This window comes from Pseudomonas poae RE*1-1-14, assembly GCF_000336465.1.
GTDB classification, from domain to species: Bacteria; Pseudomonadota; Gammaproteobacteria; order Pseudomonadales; family Pseudomonadaceae; genus Aquipseudomonas; species Aquipseudomonas poae.
Window position 1 is genome coordinate 894,680 of record NC_020209.1, and the last position, 15,033, is coordinate 909,712.

The window sequence follows — 15,033 nt, forward strand, 5'->3', positions numbered from 1 at the left end:
ACTCTCTGTCTGGCGGACGGTGGCAGGCATTGCAGCCGCGACACGCAAAAGCCGTTATCATAGCCGCCTCTTTGCCAGCCTTGCCATGGACACCATGACCGAGAACGATTATCTGATTGCCTGGGGCCTTTACGCCTTCGCCGCATTGGGCTGCCTGTTGGTGTGGTGGCGCATGACCCGCTGGATCTGGCGCTGGCTGCGCGAGCCGCTGCAATTGCTGATGGCGGTGCTGCTGTTCAGCCCGACCATCGTCGACCCGGTCAAGACCCAGTTCGCGCCAGCCGTGGCCATCACCGCCCTGGACCTGGTGCTCAAGGTCGGCAACAACGCCTGGCGGGCGATTTCCGATCTGTTCATGTACACGATGATCGTCTTTGCCGTGTATATCGTCATCGTGTTGATCCGCTGGCCCATGGAGCGCGCCGCCAACGCGCGTCGCGAGCGCAAGGCCGCGTTCGATGCGGCGCTGGCGCAGGAGCCGGCCGAAGACGACGAGCCTTTCCACCGTCCGGCACCCGCCAGCGGCACGCGGGTCGAACCGCGCCTTTAACGTTGCAGCGAGAGCCCTGGCATGTGTGAATTATTGGGCATGAGTGCCAACGTCCCCACCGATATCGTGTTCAGCTTTACCGGGCTGATGCAGCGCGGCGGGCGCACCGGCCCGCACCGCGACGGTTGGGGCATCGCCTTTTACGAAGGCCGTGGTCTGCGCCTGTTCCAGGACCCGGCGGCGAGCAGCGAGTCGGAAGTCGCACTGCTGGTGCAGCGTTATCCCATCAAGAGCGAAGTGGTGATCGGGCATATCCGCCAGGCCAATGTCGGCAAGGTCAGCCTGGCCAATACCCACCCGTTCGTGCGCGAACTGTGGGGACGCAACTGGTGTTTCGCTCACAACGGTCAACTGGCGCAGTTCAACCCGCGCGCCACCTTTTACCGCCCGGTGGGCGACACCGACAGCGAAGCGGCCTTCTGTGATCTGCTCAACCGTGTGCGCGAAGCCTTCCCGGAGCCGGTGGACATCGAGCAGGTGTTGCCCGACCTGATTGCCGCCTGCACCGAATACCGCAGCAAGGGTGTGTTCAACTGCCTGCTCAGCGACGGCGACTGGCTGTTTTGCTATTGCACGACTAAATTGGCGCAGATCACCCGACGCGCACCCTTTGGCCCTGCACGTTTGAAGGATGTCGACGTGATTGTCGATTTTCAGGCCGAAACCACGCCCAATGATGTGGTGACGGTGATCGCCACCGAACCCTTGACCGACAATGAAAACTGGACCCGCTACGAACCGGGCCAATGGAGCCTGTGGCGACGCGGTGAATGCGTCAGTCAGGGCGTTACCGAGTAAGGATATCGACCATGTTGCTCAGCTATCTGCGGTTGGTGCTGTTTGCCATTGGCCTGTTGGTCGGTGTGCAGGTGCCCGGGTTCATCAACGACTATGCCAAGCGCGTTGAGGCCCACCTGATCGAAGCCCAGACCGGCCTGCGCGGGTTCGAGACTACAGCGCAGCAGTTTTTCAAGGGCGACTTGCAGGCGCTGGTGGCCCATTACCGGGCCAGTGATGACCCGGTGTTCCAGAGCGATGCCAACAGCCTGGGCGCCATGCTTGACCGCCAGCTTGCGTTGGACAAGCAGTTCCAGGCCATGCAAGGCCCCTGGTACATCCGTGCCTTGCAAGTGGCGGTAGCCGCCGACCCGGACATTCGCCAGGAGACCTGGAATGGCTACAGTTATCAGATCCTGCTGACGCCCGAAGCGATGGGCTGGGGGTTGGGTGGGGCGATGCTGTTGTCGTTCGGCATCGAATGCCTGTTTCGCCTGATCGACTGGGTGGTGCTGGGCGGCAAGCGTCTGCGCCAGAGCCGGCCGATTGAAGAGCGTGACCTCAAAGGCCTTTAAATAGCGGCTCGGCCCACTGTGGGAGCAAGCCCCCTCTTATCAAATACAAAATAACTTTTGGATTTAAAACCTGAAATTTCACGCATCCAGTTTCCTGTGGCGAGCAGGCTTGTCCTGCGTTGGGCTGCGCAGCAGCCCCAAAACCGTGCTCCGGGCAGTGTCAGGTACACCGCGTTTTCCTTGATCGGGGGCGCTGCGCCCCAGCGCGGCTAACCCGGCGTCCTGCCGGGTTACCCACGCTCCAAAGCCTGCGTTCGGCCAGCGTGTTTGACGGGGCGCCTAAGATCAAGATCAAGAGCGCGGCGGCCTGAGAGCCGACCGAAATGGTTTGCCGAACGCTGTACAAAATGTGGGAGCTGGCTTGCCTGCGAAGGCGGTAGTCCAGCAAATATTGAGGCTAACTGACCCAGCGCTTTCGCCGGCAAGTCGCAGCGCCGCTCCCACAGGGGTTTACGCTTAACTGAACGGCATTGGGGCAAGCCCGCTCGCCACAAAGGCCCCAGTTTGCTGCGCGACAGCGCTACGTCGAAGAGGTAGTGGGGACTCCCACCGTTATTTGGATAGAAAGCGCATGCCTTCTTCCAACCCGCGCAGCGTCAGCGGGTACATCTGGTCTTCCACCAACTCCCGCACAATCGCCGTCGACGCCGTATAGCCCCAGGTGTCCTTGGGGTACGGATTGATCCAGATCAGCTTCTTGTACTTGGCCATGAAGCGCTGCATCCACACATAGCCCGGCTCCTCGTTCCAGTGTTCGACGCTGCCGCCAGCCTGGGTGATTTCGTACGGCGCCATCGACGCATCGCCGATAAAGATCACTTTGTAGTCGGCGCCGTATTTGTGCAGCAGATCCTGGGTGGCGGTGCGCTCCGAAGTGCGGCGCTGGTTGTTCTTCCACACCGACTCATACACGAAGTTATGGAAGTAGAAGTACTCCAAGTGCTTGAACTCGGTCTTGCACGCGGAGAACAGCTCTTCGCAGATCTTCACATGGGCGTCCATCGAGCCGCCGATATCGAACAGCAGCAACAGCTTGATGGTGTTGCGCCGCTCCGGGCGCATCTGGATGTTCAGCAGGCCTGCGTCGCGGGCGGTGTGGTCGATGGTGCCGTCGATGTCCAGCTCTTCGGCCGCACCCTGGCGCGCGAACTTGCGCAGGCGGCGCAGGGCAACCTTGATGTTGCGCGTGCCCAACTCCACCTGATCGTCGAGGTTCTTGTACTCGCGCTGGTCCCACACTTTCACGGCCTTGCCCTTGCGCTCGCCGGCATCGCCCACGCGAATGCCTTCCGGGTTATAGCCGCCGGAGCCGAACGGGCTGGTGCCACCGGTGCCGATCCACTTGTTGCCGCCAGCGTGGCGTTCTTTCTGTTCTTCCAGGCGTTTCTTGAATTCCTCGATGAGTTTGTCGAGGCCACCGAGGGACTGGATCTGCGCGCGCTCCTCATCGCTCAACGACCGTTCGAACTCCTTGCGCAGCCACTCTTCAGGGATCAGCGCCTGCAAGTGGTCGTCAAGCTTTTCCAGACCGTTGAAATAGGCGCCGAAGGCACGGTCGAACTTGTCGAAATGCCGCTCGTCCTTGACCAGAATCGCCCGCGCCAGGTAGTAGAACTCGTCCATGTCGGCGAAGGTCACGCGCTGTTTGAGTGCGTTGATCAGGTCGAGCAGCTCGCGCACCGACACCGGCACCTTGGCGGCGCGCATTTCATTGAACAGGTTGAGCAGCATCAGCGATTACCGCGACGGCTCATGAAAGCCAGCCGTTCCAGCAACTGCACGTCCTGCTCGTTCTTGACCAGCGCGCCGGCCAGGGGCGGAATGGCCTTGGTCGGATCACGCTCGCGCAGCACCGCTTCGCCGATATTGTCGGCCATCAACAGCTTGAGCCAGTCGACCAGTTCGGAAGTGGAGGGCTTCTTCTTCAGCCCGGGCACTTTGCGCACGTCGAAGAACACGTCCAGCGCTTCGCTGACCAGGTCCTTCTTGATGTCGGGGTAGTGCACATCGACGATTTTCTGCAGGGTGGTACGGTCGGGGAAGGCGATGTAATGGAAGAAGCAGCGGCGCAGAAACGCGTCCGGCAGCTCTTTTTCATTGTTGGACGTAATGATGATGATCGGGCGTTTCTTCGCCTTGATGGTCTCGTCGATTTCGTAGACGTAGAACTCCATCTTGTCGAGTTCCTGCAACAGGTCGTTGGGGAATTCGATGTCGGCCTTGTCGATTTCATCGATCAGCAGGATCACCCGCTCTTCGGCCTCGAAGGCCTCCCACAGCTTGCCCTTCTTCAGGTAGTTGCGTACGTCATGCACCTTGTCCACGCCTAGCTGCGAGTCGCGCAGGCGGCTGACCGCGTCGTACTCGTACAGGCCCTGGTGGGCCTTGGTGGTGGACTTGATGTGCCAGGTGATCAGCTTGGCACCGAAGGATTCGGCCAGTTGTTCGGCGAGCATGGTTTTGCCGGTGCCCGGTTCGCCCTTGACCAGCAGCGGCCGCTCCAGGGTGATCGCGGCGTTGACGGCCAGTTTCAGGTCATCGGTAGCCACATAGGCCTGGGTGCCTTCGAACTTCATCGGTGTGTCCTCGGATTCATCAATGCCCGGACTATACCGCGCGGCCCCGGCGACTGTGAACGCAGACGGGTTATTCAGTCTCTGAATGGGCGGTCACACCTCCTGCCTTTTTCAATCTGCGCTGGGCTTGGGTTGTTCGTAACGTGCATTGAAGGCCTGGATGAAGCCGTTGCGCAGAATCGCGATGACTGCGCCAAACGCGCTGATATTCTGCTGATGCACGCTGCCGCTCAATTCCACACGGGTGGCGAACTGATTTTCACGCTGGTTCTTGAGCACCGTCTCGCTGGCGCCGACCACGGCTTCCCAGATCGAACGGAAGATATTCTTGTCCTTGTTTTCGACATCCTGCTGCCAGTCGAACACTTCCACATCGCGCAGCAGCGGCTTTATATAGCCGCGCAACTGGCCTTTTTCGGCCTGGGCTTCGATCACCACATCGCCGGTGCCGGCCTTGAAGTCGAACTTGCCATAGGCCGAGGCGAAGTCATTCATGCGCGTCAGTTGCAGGTCGCGGGCGCGGAAGCGGAACTCGAACTCCTCGAAGTCGCTGAGCGGGTCGAAGGTGGCGTTGGCTTCCAGTGGGGCCTGGCCTTGCAGCAGCGCCTTGCCTTCAAACCGTGCGTCGCGTTTGCCTTCCACGTCGACGACGTTGGTCAGGTTGTAGAAGCTGGCGTTGACCCCGGTGGCATTGATATTGACCTGTGGTTTGGACGTGAAGTTATGGAACGCGATCTTGCCGTCTTCGATGCGCATTTCGTTGAGGGTGATCGGCAGCAGCTTGCTCAGCTGTTCCTGCCAGTCGGTGCCCTTACCGGTCTGGGACGCGGCCTTGTTGGCGCCACCGTCGACGAAGTTGATTTGCGGACGCACAAAATGCCCCTCGGCGACCACCGCATGGTCGTACCACAGCGAATGCCAGCTCACCGCGAACTCGATCAGCGGCGCCTTGACGAAGGGCACCGGCACCTTGCCGTCCACCTTGACGATCTGCAGGCCGTTGATCCGGTAGGCGCCGCGCCACAGGGCCAGGTCCACGTCGGCAATCTCGCCACGGTAATCACCCATATTGGCGAGCTTTTCGTTCAGGTAGTTGCGCACCAGGTAGGGCAGGGCAATGTTCACGGCCACCAGGAAAACCACCAGGGCGGCGATGGTCCAAAGCGGCCAGCTGTAGCGACGTTTCATGAAAGGCTCCTCCGTGCAGATAGGGTGTGGACTGCCGCAGCAGGCGCAACGTTCCGCCGACTGGACGCCTCAAAGCCTGGGGCATACCCTTGTGGCCTTGTTCACATTGCCCAAAGGACCCGTCATGAGCCGCATTTTTGCAGACAACGCGCACTCCATCGGTAACACGCCTCTTGTTCAGATCAATCGCATTGCGCCGCGTGGCGTGACCATCCTGGCGAAGATCGAGGGGCGCAACCCAGGCTATTCGGTGAAGTGCCGCATTGGCGCGAACATGATCTGGGATGCTGAAGGCAGCGGCAAGCTCAAGGCAGGCATGACCATTGTCGAACCCACGTCCGGTAATACCGGTATCGGCCTGGCCTTTGTCGCCGCCGCCCGTGGCTACAAGCTGCTGCTGACCATGCCGGCGTCCATGAGCATCGAGCGGCGCAAGGTGCTCAAGGCCCTGGGCGCCGAACTGGTGCTGACCGAACCGGCCAAAGGCATGAAAGGCGCCATCGACAAGGCCGCTGACATCGTCGCCAGCGCCCCGGCCACTTACTTCATGCCGGCCCAGTTCGAAAACCCGGCCAACCCTGCCATCCACGAGAAAACCACCGGCCCGGAAATCTGGAACGACACCGACGGCGCGGTAGATGTGCTGGTGGCGGGCGTGGGCACCGGTGGCACCCTCACTGGGGTGTCGCGCTACATCAAACACACGGCGGGCAAGCCGATTCTGTCGGTGGCGGTCGAACCGATGGCGTCGCCAGTGATCACCCAGGCGCTGGCCGGTGAGGAGATCAAGCCGAGTCCGCACAAGATCCAGGGGATCGGCGCCGGTTTCGTGCCCAAAAACCTCGACCTGTCGATGGTCGACCGCGTTGAGCTGGTGACCGACGAGGAATCCAAGGCCATGGCCCGGCGCCTGATGCAGGAGGAGGGCATCCTGTGCGGTATCTCCTGCGGCGCGGCGATGGCCGTGGCCGTGCGTCTGGCCGAGAAACCGGAGATGCAGGGCAAGACCATCGTGGTGATCCTGCCGGACTCCGGTGAGCGTTACCTGTCGAGCATGTTGTTCAGTGATTTGTTTACCGACCAGGAAAACCAGGCTTGATGTTCACCTGTCCCAATTATCACCGGGTTTGATTTGTGTCAGCCGGTCAGCCGGGGCCTTCTGCATACTGGCCCAACTGTTTATCATGGCCGGCTGCTACGTCTGCTGTTGGCCAGGCGCTTATTTTCAGGAGTTGCTGCATGACCTTTTCTTTGGCCGCCAAGCTGTCGGTGTTGCTGCTGTTTATCGGCAGTACGCTGTATGTGCACCTGCGCGGCAAGGCCCGTTTGCCGATGTTGCGCCAGTTCGTCAACCATTCGGCGCTGTTCGCCCCCTATAACGCTTTGATGTACCTGTTCTCCGCGGTGCCGTCCAAACCTTACCTGGACCGCAGCAAGTTCCCGGAGCTGGACGTGCTCAAGGACAACTGGGAAGTCATCCGCGAAGAGGCCATGCACCTGTTCGACGAGGGGTATATCCGCGCCGCCGAAAAGAACAACGACGCCGGTTTCGGTTCGTTCTTCAAGAAGGGCTGGAAGCGTTTCTACCTCAAGTGGTACGACAAACCGCTGCCGTCGGCCGAGGCCCTGTGCCCGAAGACTGTGGCGCTGGTAAGCAGCATTCCCAACGTCAAGGGCGCGATGTTCGCGCTGTTGCCGGGCGGCAGCCACCTCAACCCGCACCGCGACCCGTTTGCCGGGTCCCTGCGTTATCACCTGGGACTGTCCACGCCCAACTCCGACGACTGCCGCATCTTCGTCGACGGCCAGGTCTACGCCTGGCGCGATGGGGAAGACGTGATGTTTGACGAAACCTACGTGCACTGGGTCAAGAACGAAACCGAGCAGACCCGGGTCATTCTGTTCTGCGACATTGAACGCCCACTGAGCAACCGCCTGATGACCCGTCTCAATCGCTGGGTCAGCAAGCAACTTGGGCGTGCCACTGCGCCGCAGAACCTGGATGACGAGCGGGTGGGCGGGATTAACCAGGCTTACGCGTGGAGCAAGACGTTCAGCGACAGGTTCAGCGGTCGGGTCAAACAGTTCAAGCGCAAGCATCCCCAGGCGTACCGCATTGCGCGGCCGGTGTTGGCGGTGGTGGTTCTGGTACTGCTCTGGAAGTGGTTGTTCGGCTGATTGGGATTACGGTCAAACCTGTGGGAGGGAGCAAGCCCCCTCCCACCTTCGATCTCCAGTGTTGCTTAAGAGGCGATCAACTGGCGCAGCACGTAGTGCAGAATCCCGCCCGCCTTGAAGTATTCCACTTCATTGAGCGTATCGATCCGGCACAGCACTTCCACTTTCTCGCTGCTGCCATCCTCCCGCGTAATCACCAGCGTCAGGGTCATGCGCGGCATGATCTCCACGTGGGTGAGGCCGAGGATATCGATTGTCTCCTTGCCGGTGAGCTTGAGCGACTTGCGGTTCTGATCTAGCTTGAACTGCAACGGCAACACACCCATGCCCACCAGGTTGGAGCGGTGAATCCGCTCGAAACTTTCGGCGATCACTGCCTTGACGCCCAACAGGTTGGTGCCCTTGGCCGCCCAGTCGCGGCTGGAGCCGGTGCCGTATTCCTGGCCCGCAATCACCACCAGCGGCGTGCCCGCAGCCTGGTATTTCATCGCCGCGTCATAGATCGCCATGCGTTCGCCGGTGGGGATGTACAGCGTATTGCCGCCTTCCTCGCCGCCGAGCATTTCATTGCGGATGCGGATATTGGCGAAGGTGCCGCGCATCATCACTTCATGGTTGCCCCGGCGTGAACCGTAGGAGTTGAAGTCGCGCGGTTCCACGCCTTGTTCTTGCAGGTAACGCCCGGCAGGGCTGTCGATCTTGATATTGCCGGCGGGGGAGATATGGTCGGTGGTCACCGAGTCGCCCAGCAGCGCCAGCACGTTGGCGCCTGTGACGTCCTTGATCACTGGCAACGGGCCGGCAATGTCGTCGAAGAATGGCGGGTGCTGAATATAGGTGGAGTTCTGCTGCCACACATAGGTGGCGGCCTGGGGCACTTCAATCGCCTGCCATTGCTCGTCACCCGCGAACACCTCGGCGTATTCCTTGTGGAACATGCCCGTGGTGACTTGCGCAACGGCGTCGGCAATTTCTTTGCTGCTTGGCCAGATGTCTTTCAGGTACACCGGCTCGCCGTCTTTATCGTTACCCAGCGGCTCGCTGCTGATATCGATACGCACGGTGCCGGCCAGCGCATACGCCACCACCAGGGGCGGCGAGGCCAGCCAGTTGGTTTTGACCAGCGGGTGCACGCGACCTTCGAAGTTGCGGTTGCCCGACAGCACCGAGGCTACGGCGAGGTCGGCGCTCTGGATGGCTTTTTCGATCGGCTCGGGCAGCGGCCCGGAGTTGCCGATGCAGGTGGTGCAGCCGTAGCCCACCAGGTCGAAACCGAGTGTGTCCAGGTACTGGGTGAGGCCTGCGGCGTGGTAATAGTCGGTGACCACCTTGGAGCCCGGCGCCAGGGAGGTCTTGACCCACGGCTTGCGGGTCAGGCCCTTCTCCACGGCCTTTTTCGCCACCAGTCCGGCGGCCATCATCACGCTTGGGTTGGACGTGTTGGTGCAGGACGTGATGGCGGCAATCACCACCGCGCCGTTTTTCAGGCGATAGGTATTGCCTTCGTATTCGTAGTCGGCTTCGCCCACCAGGTCTGCGTTGCCCACGGCCACACCACCGCCGCCTTCGCTTTCCAGGCGGCCTTCTTCCTTGTTGGTCGGCTTGAATTGCAGGTCGAGAAAATCACTGAACGCCTGGCCCACATTCGGCAGCGCCACGCGGTCCTGCGGGCGTTTCGGCCCGGCCAGGCTGGCTTCGACGCTGCCCATGTCCAGCGCCAGGCTGTCGGTGAACACAGGCGCTTGCCCCGCGTTGCGCCACAGGCCCTGCGCTTTGGTATAGGCCTCCACCAGTTTCACGGTTTCGGTGGGGCGACCGGACAGGCGCAGGTAGTCCAGCGTCACCTCGTCCACCGGGAAAAACCCGCAGGTGGCGCCGTATTCCGGGGCCATGTTGGCGATAGTGGCGCGGTCGGCCAGCGGCAAGTCGGCCAGGCCGTCGCCGTAAAACTCGACGAACTTGCCCACCACGCCTTTTTTTCGCAGCATCTGGGTGACGGTCAGCACCAGGTCGGTGGCGGTGATGCCTTCTTTCAATTTGCCGGTGAGCTTGAAGCCGATCACTTCCGGGATCAGCATCGACACCGGCTGGCCGAGCATCGCTGCTTCCGCTTCGATACCGCCCACGCCCCAGCCGAGTACGCCCAGGCCGTTGATCATGGTGGTGTGGGAGTCGGTGCCCACCAGGGTGTCGGGGAACGCATAGGTGCGGCCGTCTTCGTCCTTGGTCCACACGGTGCGGCCCAGGTATTCGAGGTTGACCTGGTGGCAGATGCCGGTGCCCGGCGGCACCACGCTGAAGTTGTCGAAGGCGCTCTGGCCCCAACGCAGGAAGGCATAGCGCTCGCCGTTGCGTTGCATCTCGATATCGACGTTCTGCTCGAAGGCGTCGGCGTTGCCGAATTTGTCGACCATTACCGAGTGGTCGATCACCAGGTCCACGGGGGACAGCGGGTTGATGCGCTGCGGGTCGCCACCGGCCTTGGCCACGGCGGCGCGCATGGCGGCGAGGTCGACCACAGCGGGCACGCCGGTAAAGTCCTGCATCAGCACGCGGGCGGGGCGGTACTGGATCTCGCGATCGGACTGCCGTTCTTTGAGCCAGGCGGCGATGGCTTTGAGGTCGGTGCCGGTGACGGTCTTGTCGTCTTCCCAGCGCAGCAGGTTTTCCAGCAGCACTTTGAGCGACATCGGCAGCTTGTCCAAGTCGCCCAGGCTCTTGGCGGCTTCGGGCAGGCTGAAATAGTGGTAGGTCTTGTTGTCGATTTCCAAGGTCTTGAGGGTTCTCAGGCTATCAAGGGATGACATGACACAACTCCTTTTGGTCCGCACGGCTACGGACCTGGCGGGACAAACAGAGCCTTAAACTTAGCGCTGTTTTGATTGGCAGGCTAATAACTGGACTGCCGGGGTAAGTCCAAGGTTCCGAACTCGGCTATCATGCGCGCGTTTTCATGACAGGCCTTGCACGACAGCAAGCCGGTGCCAGGAGATTCAATGAACACCCTTTTTATGCACTGCCGTCCGGGTTTCGAGGGCGAAGTCTGCTCCGAGATCGCCGAGCACGCCGCGCGCCTGAACGTTTCCGGTTACGCCAAGGCCAAGACCGGCAGCGCCTGCGCCGAATTCGTCTGCACCGAGGAAGACGGCGCCCAGCGCCTGATGCAGGGTCAGCGTTTCGCCCAATTGATCTTCCCCCGGCAGTGGGCGCGCGGGGTGTTCATCGACCTGCCGGAAACCGACCGCATCAGCGTGATCCTTGCGCACCTGCGTGAATTCCCGCTGTGCGGCAGCCTGTGGCTAGAGATGGTTGACACCAACGACGGCAAGGAGCTGTCGAACTTCTGCAAGAAATTCGAAGTGCACCTGCGCAAGGCCCTGCTCAATGCCGGCAAGCTGGTGGACGACCCGAGCAAGCCGCGTCTGCTGCTGACCTTCAAGAGTGGCCGCGAAGTGTTCATGGGCCTGGCCGAGTCGAACAACTCGGCAATGTGGCCGATGGGCATCCCCCGCCTGAAATTCCCGCGTGACGCGCCCAGCCGTTCGACTCTGAAACTGGAGGAGGCCTGGCACCACTTCATCCCTCGCGACCAGTGGGACGAGCGCCTGCACGGCGACATGACCGGCGTCGACCTCGGCGCCGCGCCCGGCGGCTGGACCTGGCAACTGGTCAACCGGGGCATGCTGGTGACCGCCATCGACAACGGCCCCATGGCCGAAAGCCTGATGGACACCGGCCTGGTGCAACACTTGATGGCCGACGGTTTCACCTTCGTGCCAAAACAGCCGGTGGACTGGATGGTGTGTGACATCGTCGAGAAACCGGCACGCAATGCCGCGCTGCTGGAAACCTGGATCGGCGAGGGGCATTGTCGCGAAGCCGTCGTGAACCTGAAATTGCCGATGAAGCAGCGCTACGCCGAAGTGAAGCGCCTGCTGGAACGGATCGAAGAAGGCTTCAAGGCGCGCGGTATTCGGGTGGAGATTGGCTGCAAACAGCTGTACCACGACCGTGAAGAGGTAACGTGCCACCTGCGTCGGCTGGAGTCTGCAAAGAAACCCAAGAGACACTGACCGCCCCTGTGGGAGCGGGCTTGCCTGCGATAGCGGTATAACTGTCGAAATTATGTTGAATGTGCCCCCGTCATCGCGGGCAAGCCCGGCCCCACACTGGAGCGGGTGTGTTTCAGGAGTGATGTATGAGTGAATTACCCATTGACGGCACCCTCGACGCCACCGGCCTTAACTGCCCGGAGCCGGTGATGATGCTGCATCAGCACATCCGGGACCTGGCGCCTGGCGGCCTGCTCAAGGTGATCGCGACCGACCCTTCCACCCGTCGCGATATTCCCAAGTTCTGTGTGTTTCTGGACCACGAACTGGTTGAACAGAAAGAAGAGGCCGGCACCTACCTGTACTGGATTCGCAAGAAAGCCGATTAAACCCGCGCCTTACCTGCGTGAATACGCCGGCGTGCACTGCGCGCCAGGCGCACCAGCAACATGCCTGCCGCGCAACTCAAGCCGACGATCAGCCCCTGCCACAAGCCGCTCGGGCCGCTGGCTGCGCCCAGCCAGTCGGTCAGCCCGAGGGCATAGCCCACCGGCAGGCCCACGCCCCAATAGGCGACCAAGGTCAGTACCATGGTCACCCGGGTGTCCTGATAACCGCGCAGCGCGCCGGCGGCGGTGACCTGGATCGAGTCCGAAAACTGGAACAGCGCGGAAAACACGATCAGCGTGGAGGCGAGGTGGATCACCACCGGGTCCGGCGTGTAGATCGCCGCTATCTGCTCGCGAAACAGCAGCATCAGGCTGCAGGACAGACAGGCATAGGCCAGCGCGGTGCCCATGCCGACCCCGGCGGCAAAGCGCGCCTCACGGGGTTCGCCACGACCCAGGGCCTGGCCGACGCGCACGGTCACGGCCATGCTCAGGGAATAGGGAATCATGAACACCAGCGAGCTGACATTCAGCGCGATCTGATGGCCTGACACCACCGTGGCGCCGAGACTGCCGAGCAACAGGGCGATCACCGCAAAAATGCTCGACTCGGCAAAAATCGCCACGCCAATCGGCAGGCCAACGCCCAGCACGCGCTTGATCACTGCCCATTGCGGCCAGTCGAAACGCTTGAACAGTTCACTGCTCTGGTAGGCCGGGCCCCAGCGGGTCCATACGGCCAGCCCGAGCATCATCACCCACATCGCAATCGCCGTGGCCCAGCCGCAGCCCACGCCGCCCATGGCCGGCACGCCGAAGTGGCCGTAAATGAAGATGTAGTTCAGCGGAATGTTCAGCGCCAGGCCGCACAGGCCCATGACCATGCTCGGCCGGGTGCGGCCCAGGCCATCGCTGAAACAGCGCAGCACGTAATACAGCGCCACCGCCGGCATGCCGGCGGCGATCCCCTGCAGATAGCCCATGGACGGCGCGATCAGGTCGGGCTCGACCTTCATCGCCCACAGCACCGGCTCGGCGCACAGCAGCAACAGCGCACCGCACAGACCGACCACCACCGCCAGCCACAATGCCTGACGCACCAGCGGCCCGATCTCGCTGAACTGGCCCGCGCCGTAGCGCTGGGCGACTTTGGGCGTGGTGGCCAGCAGGGTCCCGGTCATCAGCAGGTACACCGGGATCCAGATCGAGTTACCCAGGCCCACCGCCGCCAGGTCCTGAGGACTGACCCGCCCGGCCATCACCGCATCGACGAAGCTCATCGCGGTGGTGGCCAGTTGACCGATCATGATCGGCAGGGCAAGTGTCAGCAGGCTGCGCACTTCCCGGCGGATGCGGGCAGGGCGGGTGAGGGGAGCGGTGGCAGTGTTCACGTACAGATGTCCAATCAAAGCAAGGCACAAGGACCGCGAATTCTACGCGTTGACGCCATGGTCAGGAAAAAACCTGTGTTGGCGATTTGTAAACAGTTCCCAGACACCGTGTCCCACAGGGTTCTTCCGTGTTAGTCGGATCGCAAGGCTGTACACTGCCGGTCCGCCAAAGGAGCCCCCGCCATGCTGATTGTTGCCGACGAGAATATTCCGCTGCTCGATGAATTTTTCCAGGGCTTCGGTGAAATCCGCCGCGTGCCCGGTCGCGCCATCGACCGCGCCACCGTCGAACAGGCCGACGTGCTGCTGGTGCGCTCGGTGACTAACGTCAATCGGGCTTTGCTTGAGGGCAGCAGCGTCAAGTTCGTCGGCACTTGCACCATCGGCACCGATCACCTGGACCTCGACTACCTCCAGCAGGCCGGCATTCACTGGTCCAGCGCCCCCGGCTGCAACGCACGCGGGGTGGTGGACTATGTGCTCGGCAGCCTGCACACCCTGGCTGAAATCGAAGGCGCCGACCTCGCCCAGCGCACCTATGGCATCGTCGGTGCCGGTGAAGTGGGTGGCCGGTTGCTCAAGGTGCTCAAGGGCCTGGGTTGGAAGGTGCTGGTGTGCGACCCGCCACGGCAGATCGCCGAAGACGCAGACTATGTGAGCCTGGCGCAGATCATCGAGCAGTGCGACGTGATCAGCCTGCACACGCCGCTGATCAAGTCCGGCAATGGCGCCACCTGGCGCCTGTTCGATCGCGAGCGTCTGCAGCAGCTCAAGCCCGGCACCTGGCTGATCAATGCCAGCCGCGGCCCGGTGGTGCATAACGCCGCCCTGCGCGAAGTGCTGCTGGAGCGGGAAGACCTGCAGGCGGTGCTGGACGTGTGGGAGGGCGAGCCTGAAGTGGACGTCGACCTGGCCGACCTGTGTGTACTGGCCACGCCGCATATCGCCGGCTACAGCCTGGACGGCAAGCAGCGCGGCACGGCGCAGATCTATCAGGCGTTGTGCGCGCATCTGGGCCAGGCGCCCGGCATTGCCCTGAGTGACTTGCTGCCGCAGCCGTGGCTGGCCGAGATGCAGTTGAATGCATCCACCGACCCGGCCTGGGCACTGGCGACGCTGTGCCGCAGCGTGTACGACCCGCGCCGCGACGATGCGGATTTCCGCCGCAGCCTGGTGGGCACCGTGCAAGCGCAGCGCAAGGCGTTCGACCTGCTGCGCAAGCATTACCCCGAGCGTCGTGAAATCGATGGATTGAAGGTGCGGATCAATGGGGAGTCGCCGGCGTTGTCGGCCATCGTGTGCGCATTGGGCGCCGAGGTCGTTTAAACGCCCACAAAAAACCCGGCCATCCAGGCCG

Annotated in this window: 13 protein-coding genes; 8 read left to right on the forward strand and 5 right to left on the reverse strand. The window is 62.0% G+C overall.

Features of this window, described 5'->3' with window-relative positions:
• Positions 1–19 precede the first annotated feature (19 nt).
• Genes H045_RS04150 through H045_RS04160 form a run of 3 tightly spaced genes read left to right on the forward strand, consistent with a single transcriptional unit; the run spans position 20 to position 1,902 of the window.
• Positions 20–550: a hypothetical protein gene (locus H045_RS04150; protein WP_015371510.1), complete on the forward strand. Its 531-nt coding sequence runs from the start codon at positions 20–22 to the stop codon at positions 548–550.
• A 21-nt stretch (positions 551–571) separates the two neighbouring features.
• On the forward strand, positions 572–1,348 hold the full coding sequence (locus H045_RS04155) for a class II glutamine amidotransferase (protein WP_003234016.1): 777 nt from the start codon (positions 572–574) through the stop codon (positions 1,346–1,348).
• 11 nt (positions 1,349–1,359) lie between these two features.
• Positions 1,360–1,902 carry a DUF2937 family protein gene (locus H045_RS04160; protein ID WP_003234017.1) on the forward strand — a complete coding sequence of 181 codons (543 nt, stop codon included), beginning with the start codon at positions 1,360–1,362 and terminating at the stop codon, positions 1,900–1,902.
• Positions 1,903–2,454: 552 nt separating this feature from the next.
• Here the strand turns inward: H045_RS04160 and H045_RS04165 are convergent.
• From H045_RS04165 to H045_RS04175, 3 genes are all read right to left on the reverse strand, one after another.
• Positions 2,455–3,633 (reverse strand): vWA domain-containing protein, encoded by a 1,179-nt coding sequence (locus H045_RS04165; protein ID WP_015371511.1) that lies wholly within the window; start codon positions 3,631–3,633, stop codon positions 2,455–2,457.
• Positions 3,633–4,478 carry an AAA family ATPase gene (locus H045_RS04170; RefSeq protein WP_003234019.1) on the reverse strand — a complete coding sequence of 282 codons (846 nt, stop codon included), beginning with the start codon at positions 4,476–4,478 and terminating at the stop codon, positions 3,633–3,635. The genes H045_RS04165 and H045_RS04170 overlap by 1 nt, the downstream gene beginning before the upstream one ends.
• 111 nt (positions 4,479–4,589) lie before the next feature.
• Positions 4,590–5,666, reverse strand: coding sequence for a DUF748 domain-containing protein (locus H045_RS04175; RefSeq protein WP_015371512.1), 1,077 nt, complete (start codon positions 5,664–5,666; stop codon positions 4,590–4,592).
• Positions 5,667–5,790: 124 nt separating this feature from the next.
• Between H045_RS04175 and cysK the strand changes: the two genes are divergently transcribed.
• Both cysK and H045_RS04185 read left to right on the forward strand, forming a co-directional pair.
• On the forward strand, positions 5,791–6,765 hold the full coding sequence (gene cysK / locus H045_RS04180) for a cysteine synthase A (RefSeq protein WP_015371513.1): 975 nt from the start codon (positions 5,791–5,793) through the stop codon (positions 6,763–6,765).
• A 140-nt stretch (positions 6,766–6,905) separates the two neighbouring features.
• Positions 6,906–7,844: an aspartyl/asparaginyl beta-hydroxylase domain-containing protein gene (locus tag H045_RS04185; RefSeq protein ID WP_015371514.1), complete on the forward strand. Its 939-nt coding sequence runs from the start codon at positions 6,906–6,908 to the stop codon at positions 7,842–7,844.
• Positions 7,845–7,909: 65 nt separating this feature from the next.
• Here H045_RS04185 and acnA read toward each other — a convergent pair whose 3' ends face one another.
• Complete coding sequence (acnA, locus tag H045_RS04190) at positions 7,910–10,651, reverse strand: aconitate hydratase AcnA (protein WP_015371515.1); 2,742 nt, start codon at positions 10,649–10,651, stop codon at positions 7,910–7,912.
• Positions 10,652–10,840: 189 nt separating this feature from the next.
• On the opposite strand from acnA, the gene rlmM reads away from it, so the two are divergent.
• Complete coding sequence (gene rlmM, locus H045_RS04195; RefSeq protein ID WP_015371516.1) at positions 10,841–11,917, forward strand: 23S rRNA (cytidine(2498)-2'-O)-methyltransferase RlmM; 1,077 nt, start codon at positions 10,841–10,843, stop codon at positions 11,915–11,917.
• A 125-nt stretch (positions 11,918–12,042) separates the two neighbouring features.
• Entirely contained in the window at positions 12,043–12,285 is a 243-nt protein-coding gene (gene tusA, locus H045_RS04200) for a sulfurtransferase TusA (protein WP_003234025.1), read from the forward strand.
• Here the strand turns inward: tusA and H045_RS04205 are convergent.
• Positions 12,282–13,676 carry an MATE family efflux transporter gene (locus tag H045_RS04205; protein WP_015371517.1) on the reverse strand — a complete coding sequence of 465 codons (1,395 nt, stop codon included), beginning with the start codon at positions 13,674–13,676 and terminating at the stop codon, positions 12,282–12,284. The two genes, tusA and H045_RS04205, sit on opposite strands and share 4 nt — an antisense overlap.
• Positions 13,677–13,859: 183 nt before the next feature.
• Between H045_RS04205 and pdxB the strand changes: the two genes are divergently transcribed.
• Positions 13,860–15,002 carry a 4-phosphoerythronate dehydrogenase PdxB gene (gene pdxB, locus H045_RS04210; protein WP_015371518.1) on the forward strand — a complete coding sequence of 381 codons (1,143 nt, stop codon included), beginning with the start codon at positions 13,860–13,862 and terminating at the stop codon, positions 15,000–15,002.
• Positions 15,003–15,033: the final 31 nt, after the last annotated feature.

Excerpts from the sequence above, each read along its gene's own strand:
- H045_RS04185 (WP_015371514.1), top strand. The coding sequence starts at position 6,906 with ATGACCTTTTCTTTGGCCGCCAAGCTGTCGGTGTTGCTGCTGTTTATC.
- H045_RS04170 (WP_003234019.1), bottom strand. The coding sequence starts at position 4,478 with ATGAAGTTCGAAGGCACCCAGGCCTATGTGGCTACCGATGACCTGAAA.
- cysK (WP_015371513.1), top strand. The coding sequence starts at position 5,791 with ATGAGCCGCATTTTTGCAGACAACGCGCACTCCATCGGTAACACGCCT.
- H045_RS04175 (WP_015371512.1), bottom strand. The coding sequence starts at position 5,666 with ATGAAACGTCGCTACAGCTGGCCGCTTTGGACCATCGCCGCCCTGGTG.
- H045_RS04155 (WP_003234016.1), top strand. The coding sequence starts at position 572 with ATGTGTGAATTATTGGGCATGAGTGCCAACGTCCCCACCGATATCGTG.
- H045_RS04160 (WP_003234017.1), top strand. The coding sequence starts at position 1,360 with ATGTTGCTCAGCTATCTGCGGTTGGTGCTGTTTGCCATTGGCCTGTTG.
- tusA (WP_003234025.1), top strand. The coding sequence starts at position 12,043 with ATGAGTGAATTACCCATTGACGGCACCCTCGACGCCACCGGCCTTAAC.
- pdxB (WP_015371518.1), top strand. The coding sequence starts at position 13,860 with ATGCTGATTGTTGCCGACGAGAATATTCCGCTGCTCGATGAATTTTTC.
- rlmM (WP_015371516.1), top strand. The coding sequence starts at position 10,841 with ATGAACACCCTTTTTATGCACTGCCGTCCGGGTTTCGAGGGCGAAGTC.
- acnA (WP_015371515.1), bottom strand. The coding sequence starts at position 10,651 with ATGTCATCCCTTGATAGCCTGAGAACCCTCAAGACCTTGGAAATCGAC.
- H045_RS04165 (WP_015371511.1), bottom strand. The coding sequence starts at position 3,633 with ATGCTGCTCAACCTGTTCAATGAAATGCGCGCCGCCAAGGTGCCGGTG.